23 protein-coding genes and 1 riboswitch are annotated in these 24,303 nt (G+C 67.4%); of the genes, 6 read left to right on the forward strand and 17 right to left on the reverse strand.

Going from position 1 to position 24,303, the window contains the following annotated elements:
- Nucleotide 1: 1 nt before the first annotated feature.
- Nucleotides 2–865 (forward strand): pirin family protein, encoded by an 864-nt coding sequence (locus tag A9179_RS11425; RefSeq protein WP_187805922.1) that lies wholly within the window; start codon nt 2–4, stop codon nt 863–865.
- Between the two features lie 68 nt (nt 866–933).
- Here the strand turns inward: A9179_RS11425 and A9179_RS11430 are convergent, their stop codons facing one another.
- The 8 genes from A9179_RS11430 to A9179_RS11465 form a co-directional block, all read right to left on the reverse strand.
- Nucleotides 934–1,656: a dienelactone hydrolase family protein gene (locus tag A9179_RS11430; RefSeq protein ID WP_187805923.1), complete on the reverse strand. Its 723-nt coding sequence runs from the start codon at nt 1,654–1,656 to the stop codon at nt 934–936.
- 54 nt (nt 1,657–1,710) lie between these two features.
- Nucleotides 1,711–2,190 (reverse strand): hypothetical protein, encoded by a 480-nt coding sequence (locus tag A9179_RS11435; protein ID WP_187805924.1) that lies wholly within the window; start codon nt 2,188–2,190, stop codon nt 1,711–1,713.
- A 135-nt stretch (nt 2,191–2,325) separates the two neighbouring features.
- Entirely contained in the window at nt 2,326–3,324 is a 999-nt protein-coding gene (locus A9179_RS11440) for a response regulator (RefSeq protein WP_187805925.1), read from the reverse strand.
- A complete protein-coding gene (locus tag A9179_RS11445) occupies nt 3,321–6,989 on the reverse strand; it encodes a PAS domain S-box protein (RefSeq protein WP_187805926.1) in 3,669 nt (1,222 codons plus the stop codon). Before A9179_RS11445 ends, A9179_RS11440 begins: the two co-directional genes overlap by 4 nt.
- A 213-nt stretch (nt 6,990–7,202) precedes the next feature.
- Nucleotides 7,203–9,107, reverse strand: coding sequence for a molecular chaperone HtpG (htpG, locus tag A9179_RS11450; protein ID WP_187805927.1), 1,905 nt, complete (start codon nt 9,105–9,107; stop codon nt 7,203–7,205).
- 248 nt (nt 9,108–9,355) lie between these two features.
- The gene (locus A9179_RS11455; protein WP_187805928.1) at nt 9,356–10,606 is read right to left on the reverse strand and encodes an MFS transporter; all 1,251 of its coding nucleotides are present in this window, start codon (nt 10,604–10,606) and stop codon (nt 9,356–9,358) included.
- Nucleotides 10,607–10,643: 37 nt separating this feature from the next.
- Nucleotides 10,644–11,090 carry a PaaI family thioesterase gene (locus A9179_RS11460; protein ID WP_187805929.1) on the reverse strand — a complete coding sequence of 149 codons (447 nt, stop codon included), beginning with the start codon at nt 11,088–11,090 and terminating at the stop codon, nt 10,644–10,646.
- Nucleotides 11,087–11,539 (reverse strand): PaaI family thioesterase, encoded by a 453-nt coding sequence (locus A9179_RS11465; protein ID WP_187805930.1) that lies wholly within the window; start codon nt 11,537–11,539, stop codon nt 11,087–11,089. The genes A9179_RS11460 and A9179_RS11465 overlap by 4 nt, the downstream gene beginning before the upstream one ends.
- Before the next feature lie 191 nt (nt 11,540–11,730).
- Between A9179_RS11465 and A9179_RS11470 the strand changes: the two genes are divergently transcribed.
- The gene (locus tag A9179_RS11470) at nt 11,731–12,021 is read left to right on the forward strand and encodes a hypothetical protein (RefSeq protein ID WP_187805931.1); all 291 of its coding nucleotides are present in this window, start codon (nt 11,731–11,733) and stop codon (nt 12,019–12,021) included.
- A gap of 47 nt (nt 12,022–12,068) precedes the next feature.
- On the opposite strand, the gene A9179_RS11475 is transcribed toward A9179_RS11470, so the two are convergent.
- From A9179_RS11475 to cobG, 5 genes are all read right to left on the reverse strand, one after another.
- On the reverse strand, nt 12,069–12,458 hold the full coding sequence (locus tag A9179_RS11475) for an MAPEG family protein (RefSeq protein ID WP_187805932.1): 390 nt from the start codon (nt 12,456–12,458) through the stop codon (nt 12,069–12,071).
- Nucleotides 12,459–12,626: 168 nt separating this feature from the next.
- The gene (gene cobJ, locus A9179_RS11480) at nt 12,627–14,288 is read right to left on the reverse strand and encodes a precorrin-3B C(17)-methyltransferase (RefSeq protein WP_187805933.1); all 1,662 of its coding nucleotides are present in this window, start codon (nt 14,286–14,288) and stop codon (nt 12,627–12,629) included.
- The gene (locus A9179_RS11485) at nt 14,276–15,022 is read right to left on the reverse strand and encodes a precorrin-2 C(20)-methyltransferase (RefSeq protein WP_187805934.1); all 747 of its coding nucleotides are present in this window, start codon (nt 15,020–15,022) and stop codon (nt 14,276–14,278) included. The genes cobJ and A9179_RS11485 overlap by 13 nt, the downstream gene beginning before the upstream one ends.
- On the reverse strand, nt 15,022–15,648 hold the full coding sequence (locus A9179_RS11490) for a precorrin-8X methylmutase (RefSeq protein WP_187805935.1): 627 nt from the start codon (nt 15,646–15,648) through the stop codon (nt 15,022–15,024). Before A9179_RS11490 ends, A9179_RS11485 begins: the two co-directional genes overlap by 1 nt.
- Nucleotides 15,645–16,988 carry a precorrin-3B synthase gene (gene cobG, locus A9179_RS11495; RefSeq protein WP_187805936.1) on the reverse strand — a complete coding sequence of 448 codons (1,344 nt, stop codon included), beginning with the start codon at nt 16,986–16,988 and terminating at the stop codon, nt 15,645–15,647. Before cobG ends, A9179_RS11490 begins: the two co-directional genes overlap by 4 nt.
- 89 nt (nt 16,989–17,077) lie before the next feature.
- Nucleotides 17,078–17,264: riboswitch (cobalamin riboswitch) on the reverse strand.
- 266 nt (nt 17,265–17,530) lie between these two features.
- On the opposite strand from cobG, the gene cbiE reads away from it, so the two are divergent.
- The 4 genes from cbiE (at nt 17,531) to A9179_RS11515 (ending at nt 20,523) form a co-directional block, all read left to right on the forward strand.
- Nucleotides 17,531–18,733 (forward strand): precorrin-6y C5,15-methyltransferase (decarboxylating) subunit CbiE, encoded by a 1,203-nt coding sequence (gene cbiE / locus A9179_RS11500; RefSeq protein WP_187805937.1) that lies wholly within the window; start codon nt 17,531–17,533, stop codon nt 18,731–18,733.
- Nucleotides 18,718–19,467 carry a cobalt-precorrin-6A reductase gene (locus A9179_RS11505; RefSeq protein WP_187805938.1) on the forward strand — a complete coding sequence of 250 codons (750 nt, stop codon included), beginning with the start codon at nt 18,718–18,720 and terminating at the stop codon, nt 19,465–19,467. The genes cbiE and A9179_RS11505 overlap by 16 nt, the downstream gene beginning before the upstream one ends.
- A 31-nt stretch (nt 19,468–19,498) precedes the next feature.
- Nucleotides 19,499–20,221, forward strand: a complete 723-nt coding sequence (locus A9179_RS11510; protein ID WP_187805939.1) for a (2Fe-2S) ferredoxin domain-containing protein — start codon at nt 19,499–19,501, stop codon at nt 20,219–20,221.
- 86 nt (nt 20,222–20,307) lie between these two features.
- Nucleotides 20,308–20,523, forward strand: coding sequence for a hypothetical protein (locus A9179_RS11515; RefSeq protein WP_262410578.1), 216 nt, complete (start codon nt 20,308–20,310; stop codon nt 20,521–20,523).
- Nucleotides 20,524–20,525: 2 nt separating this feature from the next.
- Here A9179_RS11515 and A9179_RS11520 read toward each other — a convergent pair whose 3' ends face one another.
- From A9179_RS11520 to phnX, 4 genes are all read right to left on the reverse strand, one after another.
- Entirely contained in the window at nt 20,526–21,107 is a 582-nt protein-coding gene (locus A9179_RS11520; protein WP_187805940.1) for an HD domain-containing protein, read from the reverse strand.
- Nucleotides 21,104–22,264: a TIGR03364 family FAD-dependent oxidoreductase gene (locus tag A9179_RS11525; RefSeq protein WP_187805941.1), complete on the reverse strand. Its 1,161-nt coding sequence runs from the start codon at nt 22,262–22,264 to the stop codon at nt 21,104–21,106. The genes A9179_RS11520 and A9179_RS11525 overlap by 4 nt, the downstream gene beginning before the upstream one ends.
- A gap of 143 nt (nt 22,265–22,407) precedes the next feature.
- Entirely contained in the window at nt 22,408–23,427 is a 1,020-nt protein-coding gene (locus tag A9179_RS11530) for a putative 2-aminoethylphosphonate ABC transporter substrate-binding protein (RefSeq protein WP_187805942.1), read from the reverse strand.
- Between the two features lie 42 nt (nt 23,428–23,469).
- Nucleotides 23,470–24,297 carry a phosphonoacetaldehyde hydrolase gene (phnX, locus tag A9179_RS11535; protein ID WP_187805943.1) on the reverse strand — a complete coding sequence of 276 codons (828 nt, stop codon included), beginning with the start codon at nt 24,295–24,297 and terminating at the stop codon, nt 23,470–23,472.
- Between the last annotated feature and the right edge of the window lie 6 nt (nt 24,298–24,303).

Raw genomic sequence — 24,303 nt, forward strand, 5'->3', positions numbered from 1 at the left:
GATGGGCGAGCTGCTGCTGATCCGCCCGCGCGCCGAAGATATCGCCGGCCAGCCGATCCTGCGCCCGCTGCCCTCGGCCAAGTGCCGCAGCGTCGGCCCCTTCGTGTTCTTCGATCACATGCTGGAGCAGAGCTACCCGGCCGGCAGCGGGATGAACATCAACCAGCACCCGCATATCGGCCTGTCCACCCTCACCTACCTGTTCGCGGGCGAGCTGCAGCACAAGGACAGCCTCGGCTCCGACCAGTTGGTGCAGCCCGGCGATGTCAGCTGGATGACCGCCGGCCGCGCCGTGGCGCACGTCGAACGCACCCCGGCGCACCTCTGGCAGAGCGGCTCGCGCCTGCACGGCCTGCAGGTGTGGCTGGCGTTGCCGCAGGCCGAGGAACAGGGCGAGCCGAGTTACAGCCACCACCCGGCCGCCAGCCTGCCGCGCAGCGCAGCCATGGGCGTGCAGATCACCCTGATCGCTGGCACCGGCTTCTGCCTGCAGTCGCCGGTGCCGATGCACTCGCCCACCCTGTATGCCGAGCTGAAGCTACAGGCCGGCGCCAGCCTGCTGATTCCGGCCGAGCATCGTGAGCGCGCGCTGTACCTGATCGCCGGCGAAGCGCAGCTGGACGGCAATGAACTGCCACTGCGCGGCCTGGCCGTACTGCCCGCAGGCGAGGAGCTGCTACTGAGTGCCTGCGGCGAATGTCACCTGGCGCTGATCGGCGGCGAGCCGCTGGGGCCGCGGCGCATGTTCTGGAACTTTGTCGCCAGCGATGCCGCGTTGCTGGAGCAAGCTAAACAGAACTGGGCCAGTGGCGACTGGCCGCAGGTGCCGGGGGAAAGCGCGCGGATCGAATTGCCGCGCGCGTAGGGCGGGGAAACCCGCGTAACCAGGCACAGGCCAGACGCGGGTTTCACCTGCCCTAGCGGGAGATATCCCTAGGCGAAGACTTCGTCGAACAGGTCGTACATGGCCGCAAAGGCGCGGCGCGAAATCTTCGCGTCGTACTGCATCTTGCCCGGGATATTGGCCTGCGGATCGGTAAAGGAATGCACGGCGCGGCCGTAGCTGATCAGCTGCCAGTCGACACCGGCGGCGCCCATCTCGGCAGCGAACTCAGTCAGCTGGCTGCGCGGCACGAAGGGATCGGTGGCGCCATCGAGAACCAGCACCGAGCCCTGAATGTTCTGCGCCTCCGCCGGGTTGGCGCTGTCCAGGGTGCCATGGAAGGACACCGCCGCCTGTAGCGGTGCGCCGGCACGGGCCAGCTCCAGGGCGCAATGGCCGCCGAAGCAGAAACCGAAGACCGCCAGACGACTGCTATCCAGCGGGATGCCGGGCTGCGCCTTGAGGGTATCGAGCGCGGCCAGCAGACGCTGACGCAGTGCCGGCTTGCCCTTCACCGACATCATCGCCGCCCCGGCCTCATCCATGTTCTGTGGGCGCAGGTCGGCGCCATAGACATCCGCCAGCAACACCACATAGCCACGCGCCGCCACCTGGCGGGCCATCTCGATGGCACCGGCGGACACCCCCATCCAGTTCGGCGCCATCAGCAGGCCCGGGCGTGGGCTCGCGTCGCTTTCGTCGTACAGCAACTGGCAAGCGAAAGGCTGACCATCAATCTCGTAGCGAACGGTCTGGTTAACGATCTGACTCATACACCTCTCCTTTACGATCAGGACTACTGGGGGTGGCCGAACAGGCCCGTTCATTCAATCCTCGGGCCTGGCCGCCTCTTCGTCGGCCAGGCCACGGATATAGGCAGCAAAACCGGGGTCTTCGCCACGTAGCAGGTGCGGCAGGCGCTCGCGGAAGTCCTCGCGGCGGCTCCATTCGCGCATGTAGTCCTCCCACGAATGCCAGCGCCGCTGCTGCTTGGCGTCCATGTCGTCCGCGTAGGCCAGCAGGTAGGCGCGCTCGAACAGCGAGATGAGCATGTCGAAGATCACCCACATGCGCTCGCGCTGCTCGGCGCTGAGGTCGGGCGTAGCGGTCTGGCTGCGCAGACGCAGGTCGGGGTTGGCCAGCACCACTTCGAGGAAATCGATATAGGCGTCGGAGATCTGCTGCCAGATGGCCTCCTCTTCGTTCTCGCGCTCCTTGCGCTGCTCGAAGAGGAACACCGCAATGGCGAACGGCAACGCCACCACGGTAACGATGTAGGACAGCAGCTCCCAGGTTTGCAGCGACATGACGGGCCCAGTTCGACAGGAAGACGCCATTGTGCCCGAACGGCGGCCGGCGGGCGCGCTCTATCAGCCCTGAGCTGATGCAGAGCCCCACTGCAAAAGGCCCGCTGAATGTGGGCTTTTTTATGCGGGAAAGACTTACACGCTCTCCGCCCAGCGCTCCTTGATCGCCAGGATCGCCGGCATCTGCTCGAGGAACAGCGCCACCAGCTGCGGGTCGAAGTGCTTGCCGCTTTCGCGCTGGATCAGCTCGAGGGTTTCCTCCACGCTCCAGGCCGGTTTGTACGGGCGCACGCTGGTCAGTGCGTCGAACACATCGGCAATCGCCACGATGCGCCCCTCCAGGGGAATCTCCTCGCCCTTGAGGCCGTTGGGGTAGCCGCTGCCATCCCACTTCTCGTGGTGGCTCAGGGCGATGCGCCGAGCCATCTGCAGCAGGCCGGAATCGTGCTCGCCAATGATCTCGGCACCGATCTGCGCGTGCCGGCGCATCACCGCCCATTCTTCGTTATCGAGCTTGCCGTTCTTCTGCAGGATCGCATCGGGAATGCCGATCTTGCCCACATCATGCATCGGCGCGGCGTTCAGCACGTCCTCGGCCGCCTTCTCGCTGAAGCCGGCCGCCAGGGCCAGCACCCGCGAGTAATGGCTCATGCGGATCACGTGCAGGCCGGTCTCGTTGTCCTTGTACTCGGCAGCCAGGCCGAGGCACTGGACGATCTGCAGGCGCGTGCGTTTGAGCTCGTCGACCCCCACCAGCGACAGGTGGGTGCGCACCCGCGCGCGCACGATCGGCGGGCTGACCGGCTTGGTGATGTAGTCCACCGCGCCGACCGCAAAGCCGCGCGCCTCATCCTCGACATCGGCCAGGGCGGTAACGAAGATCACCGGGATGGCCGCCGTGGCCGCCTCGGCCTTGAGCCGGGCGCACACCTCGTGACCGGTCATGCCAGGCATCATCACATCCAGCAGGATCAGCTCCGGCAGCTCGCGCGCGGCCAGCTCCAGGGCCTTCTCGCCGTCCTTGGCGAAGAACAGCCGGTAGTCGTCCTGGAGGATCTGCCGCAGCACCTGCAGGTTGGTCGGTTCGTCGTCCACCAGCAGCAGCTTGGGACGCGGATCGGCTGGGTAACTCATGGTGCGTGTTCTCCCGTGGCCTGCAAGCCGGCCAGCAGTGTATCGGCACGTTCGAAATCGAAGTCGTTGATGGCCCGATCCAGGGCCTGCGCGAGCGTTGCCGGCAACTGTTCGACCAGGCGCTGCAGGGCATCGCCGGCCAGTTCGCCATGCTGCAGAGCGGCCCGCGCGCGGGCGATTTCCGCCTGCAGCTCGGCCAGTTCTACTGCCGCCGTGGCGCGGCTGTCCAGCCTGTCGTCGGCCTGGCCCGGCAAGGCTTGCGGCAACTCTTGCAGGCTGCGGGCAAGCTGCGCCAGCAGGGCCTCGCTGGAAGCAGCCAGGGTGCCCTTGAGTGCATGCTCCAGCTGACCGGCCAGTTGGCTCAGTTCCAGCAGCGCCAGATTGGCCGCCGCGCCGCGCAGGCGATGGGTCAGGCCGATGGCCGCCGGCTGCTCGCCCTGCTGCAGCAGATTGGCGATCTGCGCGGCCGTCGCGGCATGCTCCTCGAGGAAACGGCGAATGGCCTGGGTCAGGGCCATCTCGCTGCCCCACAACGGAATCCCGCGCAGCCAGTCGATGGCCATAGGTGGAACCACTGGCGCCGCCTCGACTACAGCCGCTGGCGCAGCGCCGAGACCAGTCACCCGGGCGATCTCGGCCAGCAGTTTGTCCATCTCCAGCGGTTTGGAGGCGAAGCCATCCATGCCGGCCTCGCGGGCGGCGCGGCGATCCTGCTCCAGCACGCTGGCAGTCAGGGCGATGATCGATACCGGCGCCAGCCCCTCGGCCTGCTCGTGGCGACGAATGCGCCGGGTGGCCTCCAGACCATCCAGGCGTGGCATCTGCACATCCAGCAGGAGCACATCGAAACGCCCGCCAAGGAAGGCTGCCAGCGCTTCCTCGCCATCGCCGACAGCAACCACCTGGTGGCCCAGGCGGCCGAGGCTGAGGCTGAGCAATTCGATGTTCTGCGGCACGTCATCGGCGGCGAGGATGCGCAACGGCGGCAGCTCCAGGCCGGCCTGCGGCAGTCGCGGGCCGTTCGCCTCGCCCGCCTGCAGAGGCAGGTGCACCTGGAACACGCTGCCCTCGCCCAGGCGGCTGCTGACCTCGATACTCCCACCCATCAGTTCGGTCAGCTGGCGGGCGATGGTGGTGCCCAGGCCGGTGCCGCCAAAGCGCCGGCTCATCGAGGCATCGGCCTGAGCGAAGGGATCGAAGATGCGCTGCAGGCGATCCTCGGCGATACCGATGCCGCTGTCGCGCACCACCAGCTGTACCTGGCCCGGCTTGCCACTCACCTCCAGGCGCACCCAGCCCGCCTCGGTGAACTTCACCGCATTGCCCAGCAGGTTGGTCAGCACCTGCTGGATGCGCAGCGGGTCGCCCTTGAAGTGCTCGCCCAGCCCGGCGCGGTAGTCCAGGCTCAGGCTCAGCCCCTTGGCCTCGGCCCCCAGGCCCAGGGAGTCGCAGACCTGCTGGCACAGCTCGCGCAGGGAGAAGTCGACGCACTCCAGCTCCACTGCACCGCGCTCCAGCTTGGCGGTGTCGAGGATGTCGTTGAGCAGGCCGAGCAGCGAGCGCGCAGCCTGGCGCACGGTGCCCAGGTGGCGACGCTGCTGGCTGTCCAGCTGGCCGTCCAGCAGCAGTTCGGTGAAGCCGATGATGGCGTTCATCGGCGTGCGGATCTCGTGGCTCATGTTGGCCAGGAAGGTGGTCTTGGCCTCGGCCGCCAGCTCGGCGTATTCCTTGGCATCGCGCAGCGCTTCTTCCATCTCGCGGCGCTGGCTGAGGTCGGTGGCGAACTTGATCACCTTGAACGGCTTGCCGTCGGCATCGAACAGCGGGTTGTAGGAGGCCTGGATCCACACCTCGCGCCCGCCCTTGCCCAGGCGCAGGTATTCGCCGCTATCCAGCTCGCCGCGCCCCAGGCGCGCCCACAGGTCGCTGTAGGCCTGGCTCTCGGCGTACTGCGGGGTGCAGAACAGGCGGTGATGCTGGCCCTGGATCTCGTCCAGCTCGTAGCCCATCAGGTCGAGGAAGTTGCGGTTGGCGCTGAGCACCCGCCCCTGCAGGTCGAACTCGACTACCGCCAGGGCCCGGCCGATGGCGTTGACCGTGCCCTCGAACTCGGCATTGCGCAGCTTGGTCTCGGTGATGTCGAACAGCACGCCGTCGATCCACTTGGCCACGCCCTGCTCGTCCGCCACCGCACTGCCGCTCTCCCACACCCAGTGCTCGCGGCCCTGGCGATCGAACAGGCGGTACTCGACCGTGTAGCTGTGGCCCTCGGCAACGGCGGCCAGTACCTGTTCGCTGGCGCGCTGCAGGTCGTCCGGGTGGAACAGCGCGTTGAACGACTGGCGCCCGCTGGTGAAGTCCTCGGCGCTCCAGCCGGTGAGCTGCTCCACCGCATCGCTGACCAGCTGCATGCTCCAGTCGTGATCCAGGCGGCAGCGAAAGGCCACCCCCGGCATGTTGCCGATCAGCGAGCGGTACTGCTGCTCGCTCTCGCGCAGGGCACGCTCCATTTCCTTGCGCTGGCTGATGTCGCTGATGAAGCCGACATACAGGGTACGCTCCGGCAGGCGCGCCTTGCCGATGGCCAGGCGTACCGGCAGCTGGCTGCCGTCGCGGCGCAGAATCTCCACTTCGCGGCTGCCGCCAATGATGTCGCTCTCGCCCAGGCGCAGCAGATCGGGCAGGTAGTCGGCGCGCCCCTGGCGGTAGCTCTCGGGGATCACCAGGTCGATGTTGCGTCCAACCAGCTCGTCGCGGCGGTAGCCGTAGAGGCGCTCGGCGGAGGCATTGAGGCCTTCGATCACGCCCTCCTCGTCGATGATCACCACGCCGTCCACCGCGGTTTCCAGAATGGCACGCAGGCGTACCTCGTTGCTCTGCACCTGGTGGAACAGCTGGCGATAGCGCAGCAAGCCGTTGACCCCGGCGACGAAGATGGTCAGCGAGACAGTGATCAGCGCCACCGCCAGGGCCAGGAACAGGCTGTAACTGGCTTCACCGGTAAGTGGCGCGGCCACGCCGACGAAACGCGCGGCGGCCATGCCGGTGTAATGCATGCCACTGATGGCCAGGCCCATGACCACGCCACTGACCACGATCGCGCGCCCGGAACTCAGGCGTCCACGCAGGCCGAAGCGCACCCACAGGGCGAGAATCGCCAGCACCACCGCCACCAGGATCGACAGGGCGAAGACCCAGGGGTCATAACGCAGCAGTGGTGCCATGCGCATCGCCGCCATGCCGCTGTAATGCATGGCACCAATCCCGGCGCCGACTAGCACGCCACTGCCGATCAGCTGCAGACCGCTGACCTGACGCCGCGCTAGCAACTGCAGGGCGACCCAGGAGGCGCCCAGGCTGGGCAGCAGCGACAGCAGGGTCAGGCTCGGCGCGTAGGACACCGGGGTGCACAGCTGGAATGCCAGCATGCCGATGAAGTGCATGGCCCAGACGCCGCCCCCCAGGGCCAGCGAGCCGGTCAGCAGCGCCGTCTGCCGGTGCAGGGTGTTGCGGCTCAGGCGCGCCATGCCGGCCACCTGCAGGGCCATGCCCGAGGTGAAGGTGGCAATCGCCAGCGACAGCAACACCAGCCAGGGGCTGTAGCTGCCCTGCAGCAGCAGGCTGGGATCGCTGGTATCGAGGAACAGGCTGGTCAGATAGGACATCGGATTCTGGCGGCCGTGAAAGTGCGCAGGTCTAGGACAAGTGAAGCAGTGCGTGGCGAATTCGGCGGCCCGCCTGCCTGGCCATTAGATCGCCATCAGCGGCGAAGCTCCAGTGCAATCGTGCATCGACGCACCAGCGCATCGGCGGCCGACGGCATTCCTTGAGCCATGAAAAAGCCCGCCGAAGCGGGCTTGTTCAACACCAACAGGGGATCAGGCGGAGAGCTCCACCAGCAGCTTGTTCAGGCGGCGCACATAGGCAGCCGGATCCTTCAGGCTGTCGCCGGCGGCCAGGGCGGCCTGGTCGAACAGGATGTGCGACAGCTCACCGAAGCGGTCTTCGTCCTGCTCGCCGTCGAGCTTCTCGATCAGCGGGTGCGCCGGGTTGATCTCGAAGATCGGCTTGGCGTCCGGCACCTTCTGCCCACTGGCTTCGAGGATCTGACGCATCTGCAGGCCGAGATCCTGCTCGCCGATGGCGAGGATCGCCGGCGAATCGGTCAGGCGGTGCGACACGCGCACTTCCGCGACCTGCTCAGCGAGCGCACCCTTGAGACGCTCGACCAGGCCTTCCTTGGTCTTGGCGATTTCTTCCTGGGCCTTCTTGTCCTCTTCCGAGTCCAGCTTGCCGAGGTCGAGGTCGCCGCGCGCCACATCGACGAACTGCTTGCCGTCGAACTCGCTGAGGTAGCTCATCAGCCACTCGTCGATGCGGTCGGTGAGCAGCAGCACTTCGATGCCTTTCTTGCGGAACACTTCCAGGTGCGGGCTGTTGCGTACCTGGGCATAGCTCTCGCCGGTGAGGAAGTAGATCTTGTCCTGGCCGTCCTTGAGGCGGCCCAGGTAGTCGGCCAGGCCCACGGACTGCTCGCCGGAGTCGTCGCTGGTGGAGGCGAAGCGCAGCAGCGTGGCGATCTTCTCCTTGTTGGCGAAGTCTTCCGCCGGGCCTTCCTTGAGCACCTGGCCAAAGTTCTTCCAGAAGCTCTTGTATTGCTCCGGTTCGTTCTTCGCCAGCTTCTCCAGCATGTCCAGCACGCGCTTGGTCAGTGCCGACTTCATCGACTCGACCACCGGGCCGGCCTGGAGGATTTCACGGGAGACGTTGAGCGACAGGTCGTTGGAGTCGACCACGCCCTTGATGAAGCGCAGGTACAGCGGCAGGAACTGGTCGGCCTGATCCATGATGAACACGCGCTGTACATACAGCTTCAGGCCGCGTGGCGCTTCGCGCTGGTACAGGTCGAACGGCGCGCGGGCCGGCACGTAGAGCAGCGAGGTGTATTCCAGCTTGCCTTCGACCTTGTTGTGGCTCCAGCTCAGCGGGTTCTCGTAGTCGTGGCCGACGTGCTTGTAGAACTCCTGGTATTCCTCGTCCTTGATCTCGCTACGGCCGCGTGTCCACAGCGCGCTGGCGCGGTTGACGGTTTCCCATTCCGGCTCGGCCGATTGTTCGGCCTCTTCGCCGTGGTGTTCCTTGGGCAGCTCGATCGGCAGGGCGATATGGTCGGAGTACTTCTTGACCACGTTGCGCAGGCGCCAGCCATCGGCGAACTCGTTCTGCTCGGCCTTCAGGTGCAGGACGATGCGGGTGCCGCGCTCGGCCTTGTCGATGGTCGCGACCTGGAACTCGCCCTCGCCCTTGCTCGACCAGTGCACGCCCTCGGCGGCCGGCAGGCCGGCGCGGCGGGTGAACACGTCCACCTGATCGGCAACGATGAACGCCGAGTAGAAACCCACGCCGAACTGACCGATCAGGTGCGAGTCCTTCTTCTGGTCGCCGGTGAGGTTCTTCATGAAGTCGGCGGTGCCGGACTTGGCGATGGTGCCGAGGTGGGCGATCACTTCCTCGCGACTCATGCCGATGCCGTTGTCTTCGAGGGTGACGGTATTGGCTGCCTTGTCGAAGGAGAGGCGGATCTTCAGCTCGCCGCCACCTTCGAGCAGCTCGGGCTTGGCCAGGGCTTCGAAGCGCAGCTTGTCGGCGGCATCCGAAGCGTTGGAAATCAGCTCACGGAGGAAGATTTCCTTGTTCGAATACAGCGAATGGATCATGAGGTGAAGCAGTTGCTTCACTTCGGTCTGGAAGCCCAGGGTTTCTTTTTGAGTTTCCACACTCATGGTCGTCGAACTCCACATGCAGGACAGGCCGCAAATGCGGCGGATGTCATGCAGATGGGGGCTTCATTCGGGATTTCAAGTGCTTGCGCAGCGAGCCCGATCTAGACGTCATCCCCGCGCAGGAGGGGATCCAGCGGCCGGCGACTCCGCTCGTTCCTGCTTCACCGAGTTGGCTGAGGCGTTCTGGATCGGGAATGACGGTGTGGATGAAACAGCCCCCGCACTCCGTCATTCGTACAGACGCGGCCTCAGGGCTCGAGCAGCTCGACCTTGAGGATGTCGTCCAGGCGCAGGCTGAAATTGACCTGCCCGGTGCCGCCACGCTGCTGGCTGAGGAGGATGTTGCCGCCCTCGTCGAGGCCGACGAAGCGCCCTTCGGCCAGGCCGCCGCTGGACTTGACCACGCGCATGCTCAGCCCGCGGTACAGCTGCGGGTTGCGTTGCAGGCGCAGCAGGGAGAAATGCTCGCGCCGATCCGGGCTAGCCGCCGCGCTCGCCGCACCCGGCAACGGGCTCTCGCTGCGCGGCGCGGCCGCCACCGGCGCGCTGCCGACGCTCGGCAGCGCTGGATAGCGGTCGCCCTCCACCTGCCAGCCGCGCTCGCCCTTGACCAGCACCAGTTCCAGTTGCTGGCTCTGGCCGTTGATCCGCGCCTCGGTCTGCAGCGTCGCCCGCTTGCTCGGGAAGCTCACCTGCGGCAGCGCGCTCAGCTGCACCAGGCGGCTGTTGAAGCGCCGCTGCAGATAATCCTCGATCACCCGGCCGAGGGTCTCGTTGGAGTCGAAGCTGTTGTCCAGGCGCCCGTCGTGATAACGCAGGCGGTCACTGAACAGCTGCAGGCGACCGCTCAACGTGGTTTTGAAGTGTGGTGGCAGCACCAGGTGGAAGTCGCCCTGCAGCTTGTTCGGCGGCAGCGCCTGCAGATCCAGGTGCAAGGTATAGCCCTTGCTCAAGCGCCGGGCCTCGGGCAGATCCTGTTCCGGCAACAGCCAGCTGACCTCGACCTCCGGCAGCTCGCCATCGTCGGAAGGCAGCACATCGAGACGAATCGGCGCCTTCAGCCCCTTGGGCAGGCGGATCTTCACCTCGCGCCGAGCGAAGAAATCCTCACCCTCACGCAGGCTGAGCACGCCATCGATCAGCTCGGCATGCTGCGGCAGGAACGGCTGGCCGTTGAGCTCGCCATGCAGGCGGATATCCAGCTCCGCCGGGGCCTGGGCATCGGCCTTGAGCCAGTTCAGACTGAGGATCGCCTCCAGCCGCGCGGCATCCTGGCTGGCCATCAGGGTCAGGCCGACCACCAGCGGGATGAAACCCAGGGCACTGAGGCCGACAGCGCGCCGCGCCGTGCGCCAGTGCAGCACCACGTAGATCAGGGTAAGCGGCGGGATCAGGCTGCCCCAGCCCCATAGCAGGCTGGTGCCGAAGGCCCGCATCACCAGCCAGACCAGCCCGACCAGGATCAGCAGCAGGCCGCCGAGTATCAGCAACGCATCCATTGAAAGTTCCTTGTTCTAGATGGTCGCGTGCCTTCTGTCAGGGCTCGTCGACCTTGAAATGCGCCCGCGCCGTGGCGATCGGCTCGGTCTGACTGGTTTGCCAGGCGGTGATGGCCACGTTGGCCACTCGCCGCCCCTGGCGCCAGACCTGGCACTGGACGAAGGTGTCACGATAATGGCCGGCGCGCAGGTAATCTATCGAGAAGTCGATGATTTTCGGCAAATGCGGGATGCCCATGAACATCAGCAGGTGGAGCATTGCCGAATGTTCCATGAAGCCGGCGATCACCCCGCCATGCAGGGCCGGCAGAGTCGGGTTGCCGATGTTGTCCTTGTTCGCCGGCAGGCGGAAGACCATGTCGTCGCCCAGACGCAGGCACTCGATGCCGATCAGCTTGGCGTAAGGGATCAGGCAGAGCAGCGCGTCGTAGTCGTTCTTCTCGTGGGCCTGGCGCACCAGGGTATTGAGGTTGAGCGCGCTCATTTAGCACCTCCCTTGAGTTCGGTCGGCTTGCCCATGCGCATGAAGGCCCCCACCACATGGGCGATCGGCTCGTCCGGGTTGTCCTGGTAGGCGTAGCCACGGGTGAAGATGACGTTCTCGGTGACCCGGTAGCACTCGGCGAAGCCGTAGACATCCTTGTGCGGCTGGGCCGGGTGCATGTAGTCGATGCGCAGGTCGAGGGTCGGACAGATCTCGAATTCCGGCAGCACGCAGACGGTGGAGATGCCGCAGGTGGTGTCCATCAGGGTGGTAATGGCGCCGCCATGGATCACCCCGGTATCCGGATTGCCGATGATCTGTGTGCTGTAGGGCAGGCGCAGGGTCAGGCCGGCAGAATTGGCCTGGTGCACGCTCAGGCCCAGCACCTGGCAATGGCGCAAGACCGCCAGAAAACGCTGGGCCCGCTCTAGAATAGGGTTATCGCTCATGACTGCAGTTTCCTGGCGATGTCGCAAAAAGGCCGCATCATACCCGCTCGCCCCCCCGGGCAGACAGCCGCCACAACCCGCATGACCCGGCAAATGGCCGGGTGCGACGGAACTTTGGCCACTCCGCCGCCCTCCTATGTTGCGACATGAGGATAGTCCTCGTCCGAAAAGTCACTTAAGGAGTGCAGACCATGGGCAAGCCCTTTACCTACGCCTTGCTGCTGGCCGCCATGCTCGGCCTGGCCGCCTGCGAGAAGAGTCCCGAAGACAAGATGGAATCGGCCAAGGAAAACGCCTCCGAAGCCATGGAGTCCCTGGGCAAAGCCGCCAAGGACACCGGCGATGCCATCGAGCAGAAAGCCGACCAGGCAATGGGCAAGGAGCCCAGCACCGGCGAGAAGATCGAGGACGCTGCCGACAAGGCGGCCGACACCATCAAGGACGCCGGCGACGAAGCCAAGGATGCCGTCGACGGCCAGTAATCTTCCCCCACTATCAACAAGGCCCGCGATTGCGGGCCTTGTCGTTTCTACAGCGCCGGGCTGAGCATCAATAGCAGGCAGCAGGCCAGGCCGACGATCCACACCAGCGAGCGCAGGGTCGGCACATCGCGCCAGTACAGCACCAGGTACAGCACGCGGGTGATGACGAATAGAATCGCCAGCAGGTCGACCCACCAGCCGAACACTTGGGTCGTATGGGCCATCAGTACCCCGGCGACAAACAGCGGGAAGATCTCGATGCTGTTCAGGTGCGCAGCATGGGCACGAGCGCCCAGGCCAGTGAGGCGCGCCTGCTGCGCCCGCGGGTTGTGGTTGTCGTAGCCACCGGCTTCGGCATTCATCGCCTTGGCCACCGGCAGCTTGGCCACGTAGATCAGCACGGCAGCAATCAGCACACACCAGAACGGGATACTCATTGTTGTTCTCCTTCGGCAGCTCCGCTGCCTGAGTGGGTGGTAGCCCTGCACTTGTAGCACATCGCGCGGCCAGCCCCTCGATACAGCTGCGCTTGGGTCAGGTGTGCCCGCACCGGCGGCCACCTACGCGCGCCAGCGCGCATGACGCCCCCTGCGGCCGTCGCCCGCCTACTCGGGATACCAGCGCGGCGTATACACCCACTCACCGCCATCAGCGCGGGCGAAACGACGGGTCTGCGACGAGCCGATGATCACCAGGGTGCGCGAGTCGACCTGGTCGCTGCTCAGCTCGCCCAGGGTCAGGTTGCGCAGGCGCTCACCCGCACGGCCGATGTCGCGACCGAGCACCACCAGGGTTTCCGGGGTGCGCTGCTGGCGCACGATCGCCAGTGCGCGGTCGAGCTGCCAGGGCCGCGCCTTGGAGATCGGGTTGTAGAAGGCCATCGCCAGGTCAGCGGCGGCCGCGTGCTGCAGGCGTTTCTCGATCACCGCCCAGGGCTTGAGATTGTCCGACAGCGACAACAGGCAGAAGTCGTGGCCCAGCGGCGCGCCGGCCTTGGCGGCAGTGGCCAGGGCAGCGGACACCCCCGGCAGCATCTGCAGCTCGATGCGGTGCCAGGCCGCGTCACTCGACGCCTCCAGCGCTTCCAGCACCGCCGCGCCCATGGCGAATACGCCCGGATCGCCGGACGACACCAGCACCACGCGCCGGCCCTGGGTTGCCAGCTCGAAGGCATGGGCGGCGCGCTGCAGCTCCTCGCGGTTGTCGCTGCAATGCAGCACCTGCTCGGCGCGGAACGGCCCGGCCATGTTCACGTAGGTGGCGTAGCCCAGCACATCCTCGGCCTGATCCAGGGCCTGGCGCACTGCCGGCACCATCAGCTCGGCCGCACCGGGGCCAAGGCCAACCACGCTGAGGCGACCGCGCGGGCGACCGATGGCCTCGGCCACTTCCGGCGCCACGGCCAGGTGCAGGCTGACCGCCGCATCTGCCAACACCGCCTCGGGCAGCTCGCTGGCGGCGCCGATAAAGCGCAGCGGCACGCCCAGCTCGGCGGCCGCCGCAGCCAGCTCGGGGCGCGCCATGGCACTAGCATCGGCGAGCAACGCAGCCAGCGCCGCCTCGGCCAGATGGGCGTCGGCCAACGCATCACGCACCAGCTTCGGCAAGTCGCCATCCAGCTGGCGCAGACGCGCGAGTACCAGACGCGGGTGGATCAGCAGTTCGCCCTCGGCCACCGCGCGCTGCGGGCTGATCAGGATGCGCCGCGCGGCGTCCTCATCCAGCGGCAGGCGTGCCTGTTGCAACCAGGGCGCCTCGCCTTCGACCCGCACCGACTCGCCGCCGAGCAGGTCGCTGACGAAGCGCTTGCCCTGCTCCAGGTCGGCCAGGGCGTAGCCCTCCGGCGGATTGAGCAGGCAAGTGCCGAAGCGCAGCTCGCCGCTGGTGGTGATGGCCGGCGCCACCGCCAGCTCGGCGGCGATTTCACGGGCCAGCAGATTGACCCCGGCCAGGCCGCCAAGCAGCGGCACCACCGCGCTGCCATCCTCGGCCAGGGCTAGTACCGGCGGCTCGGCACCCTTGCTGGCGAGCAGCGGTGCCAGGCTGCGGATGACGATGCCCGCGGCGCACAGGGCGATGATCGGGGTGTCCTGGCGGTACAGCTCGCGCAGGGTTTCGCCGAAGTCGTCGAACAGCGCCTCGGCGCCTTCGGCACGACCGCGCAGACCGTGGATCAGCGCGTCGGGATAGAGCGCCTGCACGCGCCGGGCGGTGCCCAGGGCGGAGGCACCGAGCACGATCAGCGCCGGTGCTTTCAGGCTGTCCATTGCGGCCCCGGAATCACGATCAGGGAGAAGTACGGCGAGGCCATCGGCTCGACCTCGTCCAGCGCAACGATGCGCTGGTTGTCCATGGTCGCCCGCTCCACGTACAGCGCGCGCTCGGCCAGGCCCAGCTCGCCGAGCACCCGGCGCACCTTGTCGAAGTTACGCCCGAGCTTCATCACCACCGCCGCGTCGGCGATGGCCAGGCGCTGCTTCAGCTCCTCTTCCGGCAGCACGCCGGAAAGCACCGACAGGCTCTGGTTGCGATACACCAGCGGCACGCCGAGCACCGCCGCGCCGCCGAGCATGGAGCACACGCCCGGGATCACCTCGGCCTGGTAGCGCTCGGCCAGGCGGTCGTGCAGGTACATGTAGGAACCGTAGAAGAACGGGTCACCCTCGCAGATCACCGCCACGTCGCGGCCGGCATCCAGGTGCAGGGCGATCTGCGCGGCACAGGTGTCGTAGAAGTCGCTGATCACCGTCTCGTAGGACAGCGGTGGCTCCAGCTTCTCGGTGGTCACCGGGTACACCAGCGGCATGCGCACCTGCGCCTCGCTCAGGTGCTGCTCGATGATGCCGAAGGCGTTGCCGCCCTGCCCCTTGCTGGCCTTGGCCTTGGCCACGAAATAGCCCACCACCGGCGCCGCCTGCAGCAGGCGCAGGGCCTTGAGGGTGATCAGCTCGGGATCGCCAGGGCCGACACCGAGGCCGAGCAAACGTCCTTTTACCGCCATTATTCGATCTCCGTGGCCAGGGCATTGACCGCTGCGGCGGCCATGGCGCTGCCGCCCCGGCGACCGCGCACGATGACATAGGGCACGCCGCGGCTATCGGCGGCGAGCATGTCCTTGGACTCCGCCGCGCCGATGAAGCCGACCGGCATGCCGAGGATCAGCGCCGGCTTGGGCGCGCCGGCGTCGAGCATTTCCAGCAGGTAGAACAGTGCGGTCGGCGCATTGCCGATCACCACCACGCTGCCCTCCAGGTGTTCGCGCCAGCGCTCCAGGGCCACTGCCGAGCGGGTGTTGCCCAGCTCGCGGGCCAGCTCCGGCACACCGGCATCGTGCAGGGTGCAGATCACCGGGTTGTTGGCCGGCAAACGCGCGCGGGTGATGCCCTCGGCGACCATTCGCGCATCGCAGAGAATCGCCGCGCCACCTGCCAGGGCCGCGCGCCCGGCCGTGCCGGCGCCGGCGGAGAAGCGGATGTCCTGCACCACGTCGACCATGCCGCAGGCGTGGATCAGGCGCACCGCGAGCTTTTCCAGGTCAGCCGGGATGGCCGACAGATCGGCCTCGGCACGGATGGTAGCGAAGGACTGGCGGTAGATCTCCTGGCCGTCGCGGATGTAATCGATCATGCGGATGTTCCTGACTCGGGATGCGCGGCGAACCACTCACCGGCCTCTGCGATGCTGAGGGAAGGCGCCAGCAGGCGACCGAAACCGGCCGCGCCCGCAGCGCGCTGATAGAGCTGATAACGCCCGCCGGCCTGGGCCAGCAGGGTGAAGGAAGCGGTATGCGCGGCCGCGCAGGAACGCGGGCAACCGCACAGGTGCACCTGCGGGCGCGCTGTGCCGGCCGCCAGCAGTGTGGCCAGTTGGCGGGCATCGCCCTTGGTGTCGGCCAGACCCTTGGCGCAGGCGGCCGAACCGGTGCAGGCGAGCAGTTGGCTCAGCGGCTCGCGCACATCGACCAGCAGGCCCAGCGCTGCCAGTTCAGTCAGCACACCAGCACTTGCGGCGGCCGCAATATTCGGCAGCAGCACGCCCTGCCAGGGGGTCAGGCGCAGGCTGGCATCACCATGGCGCTCGGCCAGCTCGGCCAGGCCGCGCAGCTGCCCGGCGTCGATCCGCCCCAGCGGCGCACCGGCCAGCAGCATCTGCCGACCAGCCTGGCGCTGCGCCAGTGCGCCCAATGGCGGCACTGTCGAGGCGGGTTGACGGCGCCAGCTCTGCAGGGATTCGTCGCGCAACAAGGTGAATGGCAAACGCGCCTGCAGGCGCTGGAGAAACTCCTCGACCGGCAATGCACCGAGCAACTGGCGCATACGCGTCTGGGACGGCTCAGCCAGTTCGAGAAACAGGTGCAGCACGGCGTCGACCAGGCTCAGTGCCTGGGCCCGTGTTACCGCCGCCAGGGGCTTGTCCAGCGGACAGCCGGCCAGGCCGAAGGCCAGCCACTCGCCGCCAGGCAAGGCGCTGAGCCACAGGTCGTGCGGGTGCTCGAGCATGGCCAGGGCTTCGCCGCCATCCAGCTGCAGGGCGAATTTGGCCGACAGCGCATGCAGCTCGGGATTGTCCTGCAACAGGTCGAGCAGTTGCCCGGCCAGCGGTCGTACGTCGAATTCGGCAGCCGGATCGAGACCGGCGCCCGGGCTGAGCAGCAGGTTGCGCACGTCGTCGGCACCGGCCACGCGCGGGCCGAGCCCAGCGTCCAGCAGGCGTCGGATCAGCTCGGCCTGGTCAGCATCACGCACCCCGCGAATCTGCAGGTTGCTGCGGTTGGTCAGTTCCAGCACGCCACTGGCGCAGGTCTCGGCCGCCGCGGCAATGGCCCGCGCCTGGGCGCTGCTCAGCTCACCGCCGGCCAGCTTGACCCGGCAGATGCCACCGTCCAGCGCCGGGACGATGCGCAGCAGCCCGGGACACGCCGAGGGGCGTGGCACGAACGGATCGACAGTGGGCAAGGAATCGTTCAAGCGGTCACCTGGAGCAAAGACGCGGCGACCGAACCAGCGAGCCCCGACAGGACTCTACGGCATCGGTACACCCCGCCCGATGTTGGCACTCGCGACCAGCGTCGTCGGCAGGTCTCCTGGCTGGCAGGTCATGATCGTTCCGCCACCTTCCCGATTGCTCAGTGGTATGCGTGCAAAACGACTCGCTGCTTACAGTTGCGGGGGCAGCCACGGTTAATCCGTGTTCCCTATTCAGAACCTGTCCAAAGTCTGCTGCGCGTCGGCCCTGCCGCGTTAAAAACAGGCTCGGAATGCTCATTTACAAAAGTAAATTCCGCTTCCTCGCCTGCTTGATTCGCTGGCGCTCACCCTTCGGGCCAGCCTACGGCTGTTACTCCCGATGGTCGTTGCGCCTTGCATGGCTCTAGCTCGCGAGACCTTGAACAGGTTCTCCGCAGACGGGTTGAACCGCCTGCACCGACGAAGGCGCTATTATGCCCGCTTTGCCCGGCGCAGCGACAAGCCTGCTCGTCGGGCCAGGAAACTATAGGTGGGGAATACACATGACGGCCTGGCTGACGGTGGTGGGAATCGGTGAAGACGGCTACGCCGGCCTGGGCAAGGCCGCGCGCCGTGCGCTGCTGGCCGCCGAGCGGATCGTCGGTGCGCCGCGCCAGCTCGAACTGCTGCCGGCCTGCATCCGCGCCCCGCGCGAGCAATGGCCCAGTCCGTTCAGCCTGGAACCTGTGCTGCAGCGGCGCGGCACGCCGGTCTGCGTGCTGGCCAGTGGCGACCCCATGCTGTTCGGCGTCGGCGCCAGCCTGGCGCGCCAGGTGCCAGCGGACGAACTGTTGATACTACCGGCACCCTCCTCCTACTCGCTGGCTGCCGCGCGCCTGGGCTGGCCGCTACAGGACGTCACCCTGCTGTCGGTGGTGGCCCGCCCGCTGGCCGCGCTCAATGCCCATATCCACGCTGGCCAGCGCCTGCTGATCCTGTGTAACGACGGCTCCAGCCCAGCCGCCATCGCCGCCCTGTTGCGCCAGCGCGGCTTCGGCCCCAGCCGCCTGAGCGTGCTGGAGCACCTGGGCGGCCCGCTGGAGCGACGCATCGACGGCCTGGCCGAAGGCTGGGCGCTGGACGAGGCCGCTGCACTCAACCTGATGGCGGTGGAATGCCTGGCCGACGAGCAGGCCACTCGCCTGCCGCTGACCTGCGGCCTGCCCGACGACGTCTACCAGCACGACGGCCAGCTGACCAAGCGCGACGTGCGCGCCATCACCCTGGCGCGCCTGGCGCCCCGCCCCGGCGAACTGCTGTGGGATGTCGGCGCCGGCTGCGGCTCGATCGGCATCGAGTGGATGCGCAGCCACCCCAGCTGCCGCGCCATCGCCATCGAAGCCGACAGCGGCCGCCAGCAGCTGATCCAGCACAACCGCGATGCCCTCGGCGTACCCGCCCTGCACCTGGTGGCCGGCGCCGCACCGGAAGCGCTGAGCGGGCTGCAGCAGCCGGACGCGATATTTATCGGCGGCGGCGTGACCATCCCCGGCGTCCTGGCACAGTGCTGGCAGGCGCTCAAGCCCGGCGGCCGGTTGATCGCCAATGCCGTGACCCTGCAGAGCGAGGCCGCATTGGTGAACTGGCGCGAACGGCATGGCGGCGAGCTGACCCGCATCGCCGTGGCCCAGGCTCAGCCGCTGGGCGGCTTCGACACCTGGCGCAGCGCCCTGCCGATCACCCTGCTGGAATGCCGCAAGCCGTGAGCCCGCGCATCCTCCTGCTTGGCGGCGTCGGCGATGCCCTGGCCATCGCCCGTCGCCTCGGCCCGGAGCATATCTACAGCCTGGCCGGGCTGGGCAAGGTGCCCGCCGACCTGGCCTGCCAGGTGCGCGTCGGTGGCTTCGGCGGCGCCGAGGGCCTGGCCCGTTTCATCGCCGAACAGGGTATCGAGCTGCTGCTCGACATCACCCATCCCTACGCCGCGCAGATCAGCGCCAATGCCGCGCAGGCCGCACAGGCGACCGGCATTCCCTGCTGGGCCCTGCGTCGTCCCGGCTGGCAGGCCGGCGCGCAGGACGACTGGCGCGAAGTGGCCGACTGGGCCGAGCTGAGCCAAGCACTGACCGCCTTCCGCCGGCCCTTCTTCACCCTCGGCCGCGAACCGCTGCAGCACCTCGACAGCATCCCGCCAGGGCAGTTCTGGACGATCCGCATGCTCGACGAACACCCCGGCAACGACCGCGCCCGGGTGATCGGCACGCGCGGCCCGTTCCTCCTCGACGACGAACGTGCGCTGTTCGCCAGCGAGCGCTTCGACGTGCTGGTCAGCAAGAACAGCGGCGGCAGCGCCACCGAGGCCAAGCTGCAAGTGGCGCGTGAACGTGCCCTGCCGGTGCTGATCCTGGCGCGCCCGGCGCTACCGCTGGTAACCCGCGAGTTCGCCAGCGGCGCCGAACTCTGGCAGGCGCTGCAAGCCTTGCCCGGTGACCTCGGGTAAACTGCCGCGCGCTTTGCCCCCAGGAATCCCCATGTCGATCACCCCCTACGTCCGCGTGCTGCTTGTCGGCCCCGACCTGCAGCACGGCTCCTACGCCGAACTGTTCCAGCGCCAGCTGACCGCCCTGCGTGGCGCTGAGGCGCTGGCCGATATCGTCGACACCAGCGCGAGCTACGCCGGACTGTGGCAGCAGATCCGCACCTGCATCAGCGCCGGGCAACTGCCGCTGCTGCTGATTGACCTCGACCCGAACAGCAGCAGCCCGTATCTGGACTGGCTGCGCAGCGAGCTGCAAGGCATCGGCAACGAGCAAGCGGTGGCGGATCGACTCTTCGTCGCCCGCGGCAACAGCGAAGCGCTGGAGAGCATCGACGCGCTGATCGGGCAGACCGACAAACACCTGGGCTGCGTCGACGTGCCCAGCCTGCCCGACGCCCACGCCTGGTCGTGCATCCCGCCACACAGCCAGCGCGTGCTGCTGTGCAACGGCCCGCGCTGCACCCGCCGCGGCGCCCTGCCGCTGTGGAAGTCGCTGCGCGAGCAGCTCAAGGCCGCCGGCAAGCTGGAGTGCGAGGGCGGCGTGCATATCACCCGCACCCAATGCCAGTTCCCCTGCGACCAGGGCCCGACCCTGAGCCTGTATCCGGCCGGCATCTGGTACCAGGTACGCAGCGAAGACGATGTGCGCCGCCTGGTGCAGGAGCAGTTCGTCGAAGGCCGCCCGGTGGCCGAACTGATCATGAGCCGCGACTGAACGCCGTTCGTCAGAAGCAAGTTCAGGAAACAAAAGGGAAATGTCGCTGGTCTAGGCTTCAGGCCCATTCGCCAGAGGTAGCCCTTTTGACCAGCCTGATCCGCAACATGCGCAAGACCATCGATATCGTCGCCGACCACAACGAGGACGCCGCCCTGGCCGTGATGCGGGCGGCCGAACACACTGGCGACGAAGGACTCAAGCAGCAACTGCTCGGTGTAATTCTGCGCCTGAACCAGGACGCCCAGGCGCTGCGTCAGGTACGTGAGAACCTGCCGCTCGAGCAGCGCAAGTCCGCCTGAACTCAGCTCCCCGTTGCCGCACCATCAGCCAGGTGCACCCGCAGGGCCAGCTGCTGCAGCGGGCCCAGATCGATGACCGGTCGCCCTTCCACCTTGGCCGCTTCGTCCCAGCGCCGCAGGCGCAGGCTGTCGGCGAACAGCGGATCGGTTTCGAACGCCAGCGCCTCCTCGCGCATCATCGGCCCGCCCTGCCAGTCCAGGGTTTGCCGGCTGGCCGGGCTGAGGCCGGCCAGGTAGTCGGCATCGCGCCAGCACAGGTAGCGCTTGGCATGTACGTGCCGCGCCACCAGCCCGGCCAGGCGCGCGGAAAAGCCCAGGCCACGCAGCCAGTGCGCCCCCACCCGCTCATGCCCCTGGCGACCGAGGCCGGCCATGCTGTTGCCAGCCGTCAGCGGTACGCAGAAGTGCCCGACGTCGTGGCAGAAGGCAGCCAGCACCAGCTCCTCGTCGGCGCCTTCGGCCTGGGCCAGCTCGGCGGCCTGGGCCATGTGCTCGAGCTGACTGACAGCCTCACCGATATAGCCGGCCCCGGCCTGCTGGCGACACAGGGCGAACAGCGTGCCCACCGCCTGCTCGGCCGTCATGCCGCCTGGGCACTCGGCCAGGCGCATTCGCCGAGCAAGGCCGCCACACTGCGCTCGCCCAGGGCCAGACCGACGCTCATGCCCAGACCGGTATGCATCAGCACCGCGGTCACCCCCTCGGCCACCGGCAGTACGCTGAACGGCCCCGGCCCGCGTGCGCCGTACACGCCCTGCCAGCGCTCGAGCACCTCGATGCCGCCACCCAGGGTGTGCTCGGCCAGCTCGATGAGAATGCGGTCGACCGCTTCGGCGTTGAACGGCGAAACATCGCTGCCATAGGCATGGGAGTCACCGATGATCAGCTCGCCATAGGGTGTGGGGCTGATCAGCAGGTGGATGCCGAGGCTTTCCAGCTCCGGCTGCTGGGCGCGGATCTGCGCGCGGATGGCCTCGGCCTGCGGCAGGTCGGCAAAGGCGCCGTAATGCACGCAGCTGAGGCCGGTGAGCACGGCATGACGCAAGGCCAGGGGCTGCAACGGGCGCGCGCGGAGCATCTGCAGGGCGCATACCTGCGGTTGCAGGCGGGCCATGTGCTCGGCCAGCAGGGTCTGGTAGTCGTGGCCGGAGCACACCACGATGTGCCGGGCACTGTAGCGCCCGGCAGTGGTCAGCACCCGGCCCGGCTCCACGTCGCGCACCAGGGTGGAGAAATGGAACTCGACGCCGAGATCGCGCGCCAGGTGGCTGACGATCTGCGGCAAGGCTTCGCGCGAATACAGTTGCTGGTCGTCGAGACCATGCAATGCGGCACGGTGATGGGCGAAGCGGCCGTCGTACATCTCGCGCAAGGCGCTGCCACGCAGCAGCTCGGTGCGGTAGCCCAGCTCACGCCCACGACCGGCGACGAAGGCCTCCAGCAGCGCCTCCTCGGCTTCGCTGCGGGCGAACAGCAGCGAACCCTGGCGGTGCAGCTGCAGGCCGGCGGCCTGGCCCAGCTCGCCCCACAGGCCGTGAGCCTGGCGCGCCAGGTCGAGCATCGGCCCCGGCGCCTGGCCACCGACCAGCGCCTGGCCGAAGTTGCGGATCGACGCCCCCAGCGGTGTGTGGGTGCGCTCGAATACCTTGACCTTGAGGCCGCGTTTGGCGCCAGCCCAGGCATGGGCGAGGCCGAGGATGCCGGCGCCGACGACCAGCAGGTCGCAGTCGTGCTGACTCATAAGAAGAACTCCTGAAAATTCTACGGACTACTCCCTCTCCCCTTGGGAGAGGGGTGGGGTGAGGGTCTCCCAGGCTGCACCGAGCTGCCTGCTGCGCCCTCACCCCCGCCCCCTCTCCCAGAGGGAGAGGGGTGATGGAACGCTTACTGAGGCAGCGGCTCGGATTTGCCGTCGTAGCGCTTGCGCCATTCGGCAAGGATCTTGTCGCGGTTCTCCGAGGCCCAGGCGAAGTCGTTCTTGATCAGGCGCTGCTCGTAGTCGGCCGGCAGCTCCTGGAAGGGCTCGGCGATACCCGGCTGGGCCAGTACGGCGAAGTTGGCCTTGTACAGATCCATCGCCTCGCGGCTGGCGGAAAAGTCGGCGAGCTTCCTGGCGGCGTCCAGGTGCGCGGTGCCCTTGATGATGCCGGTGGCTTCGATTTCCCAGCCCAGGCCTTCCTTGGGCAGCACGATGTCCAGCGGCGCACCTTTGCGCTTGAGCTGCACGGCCGGGTATTCGAAGGAAATGCCGATCGGGAATTCGCCGGCGGCGGCCAGCTTGCACGGCTTGGAGCCGGAATGGGTGTACTGGCCGATGTTGCCGTGCAGCTTGTCCATGTAGGCCCAGCCCTGGGCTTCGCCGAAGGTCTGCAGCCAGGCGCTGACATCCAGGTAGCCGGTGCCGGACGACGCCGGGTTGGGCATGACGATCTTGTCCTTGTACACCGGGTTGGTCAGGTCTTCCCACTTGGTCGGCTTGGGCAGGCCCTGCTTCTCGGCTTCCACGCTGTTGAAGCAGATGGTCGCGGCCCACACGTCCATGCCGACCCAGGCCGGCGGGTTGGCGGCATCGCGGTAGTTACTGGCGATCTGCCCGAGGTTGGCCGGGGTGTAGGGCTCGAGCATGCCCTGCTGCTTGAGGATGGCCAGGCTTGAACCGGCCAGGCCCCAGACCACATCGGCCTGCGGGCGATCCTTCTCGGCCAGCAGCTTGGCGGTGACGATACCGGTGGAGTCGCGCACCCACTTGATCTCGATGTCCGGGTGCTGCTTCTCGAAGGCTTCCTTGTAGGCCTTGAGCTGCTCCACTTCGAGGGCGGTGTAAACGGTCAGTTCAGTATTGGCCTGGGCCTGGAAGGCGCAGGCGGCGAGCAGGCCGGCGGCCAGAGCGGTGCGTTTGAACATGGTGAAGCTCCTGGTGGTTAGCGTTGGCGTTGGTTGTCTGGTTCAGCTGGCTTGCGGGTTTTCGCCGCAGGCCAGGCGTGCGTTGATCGCGTCGATCACGGCGGGCAGGTCGGCAATGGTGTCGATCAGGTAATGCGGGCGGCTGGCGGCGAACAGGCCGTCGATGCGCTCACGCTCGGCAGCCAGCTGCTCGGTACTCAGCGCCTGGTACTGCTCCCAGGTCAGGCCGAGGAAGTTGCCGGAAAAGCGCAGGGCCACCGTCCACATGCCGGCGCTGCGGCCTTCGAGAATGCCGGGCTCGGTGTCGTCGACCTTGACGCAGCCGGCGACATCGTCGAGGCCGAGGGCAATCACGTTGGCCAATGCCTGTGCCGGGCTCGGCCGGCCCTTGGGCACTTCATCGGTGGCCACCACGTGATCCGGGCTGTAGCCCTTGGCGGTAGCCAGCTCGACCACCTTGTCCATCACCTGCTTGGGGTAGCCGGAGCAGCTGCCGATCTGCAGCCCGCGCTGGCGCAGCGCGGCGATGCACTCCAGCGCACCCGGGATCAGCGCCGAGTGCTCGCCGACTTTGGCGATCTGCAGCGGCATGAAGCGTTCGTAGATGGCGGTGACATCGGCGTCACTCGGCAAGCGGCCGAAGCGGCGCTGGAAGCGTTCAGCCACCGCCGGCTGGTCGCACAGGGTGCGGATGTGATCCCACTTGCCCATGCCCATCGGCCCGCGGGCTTCGTCCAGGCTGAGCTCGACATCGAAGCTGGCGAAGGCCTCGACGAAGATGCGGGTCGGCGCGAAGGAACCGAAGTCGACCACGGTGCCGGCCCAGTCGAGGATGGCCGCTTGCAGGCGGGTTGGCGGTTGATAGTGCATGGCAGT

The sequence above is a fragment of the Pseudomonas alcaligenes genome (genome assembly GCF_014490745.1).
Classification (GTDB): Bacteria; Pseudomonadota; Gammaproteobacteria; order Pseudomonadales; family Pseudomonadaceae; genus Aquipseudomonas; species Aquipseudomonas alcaligenes_C.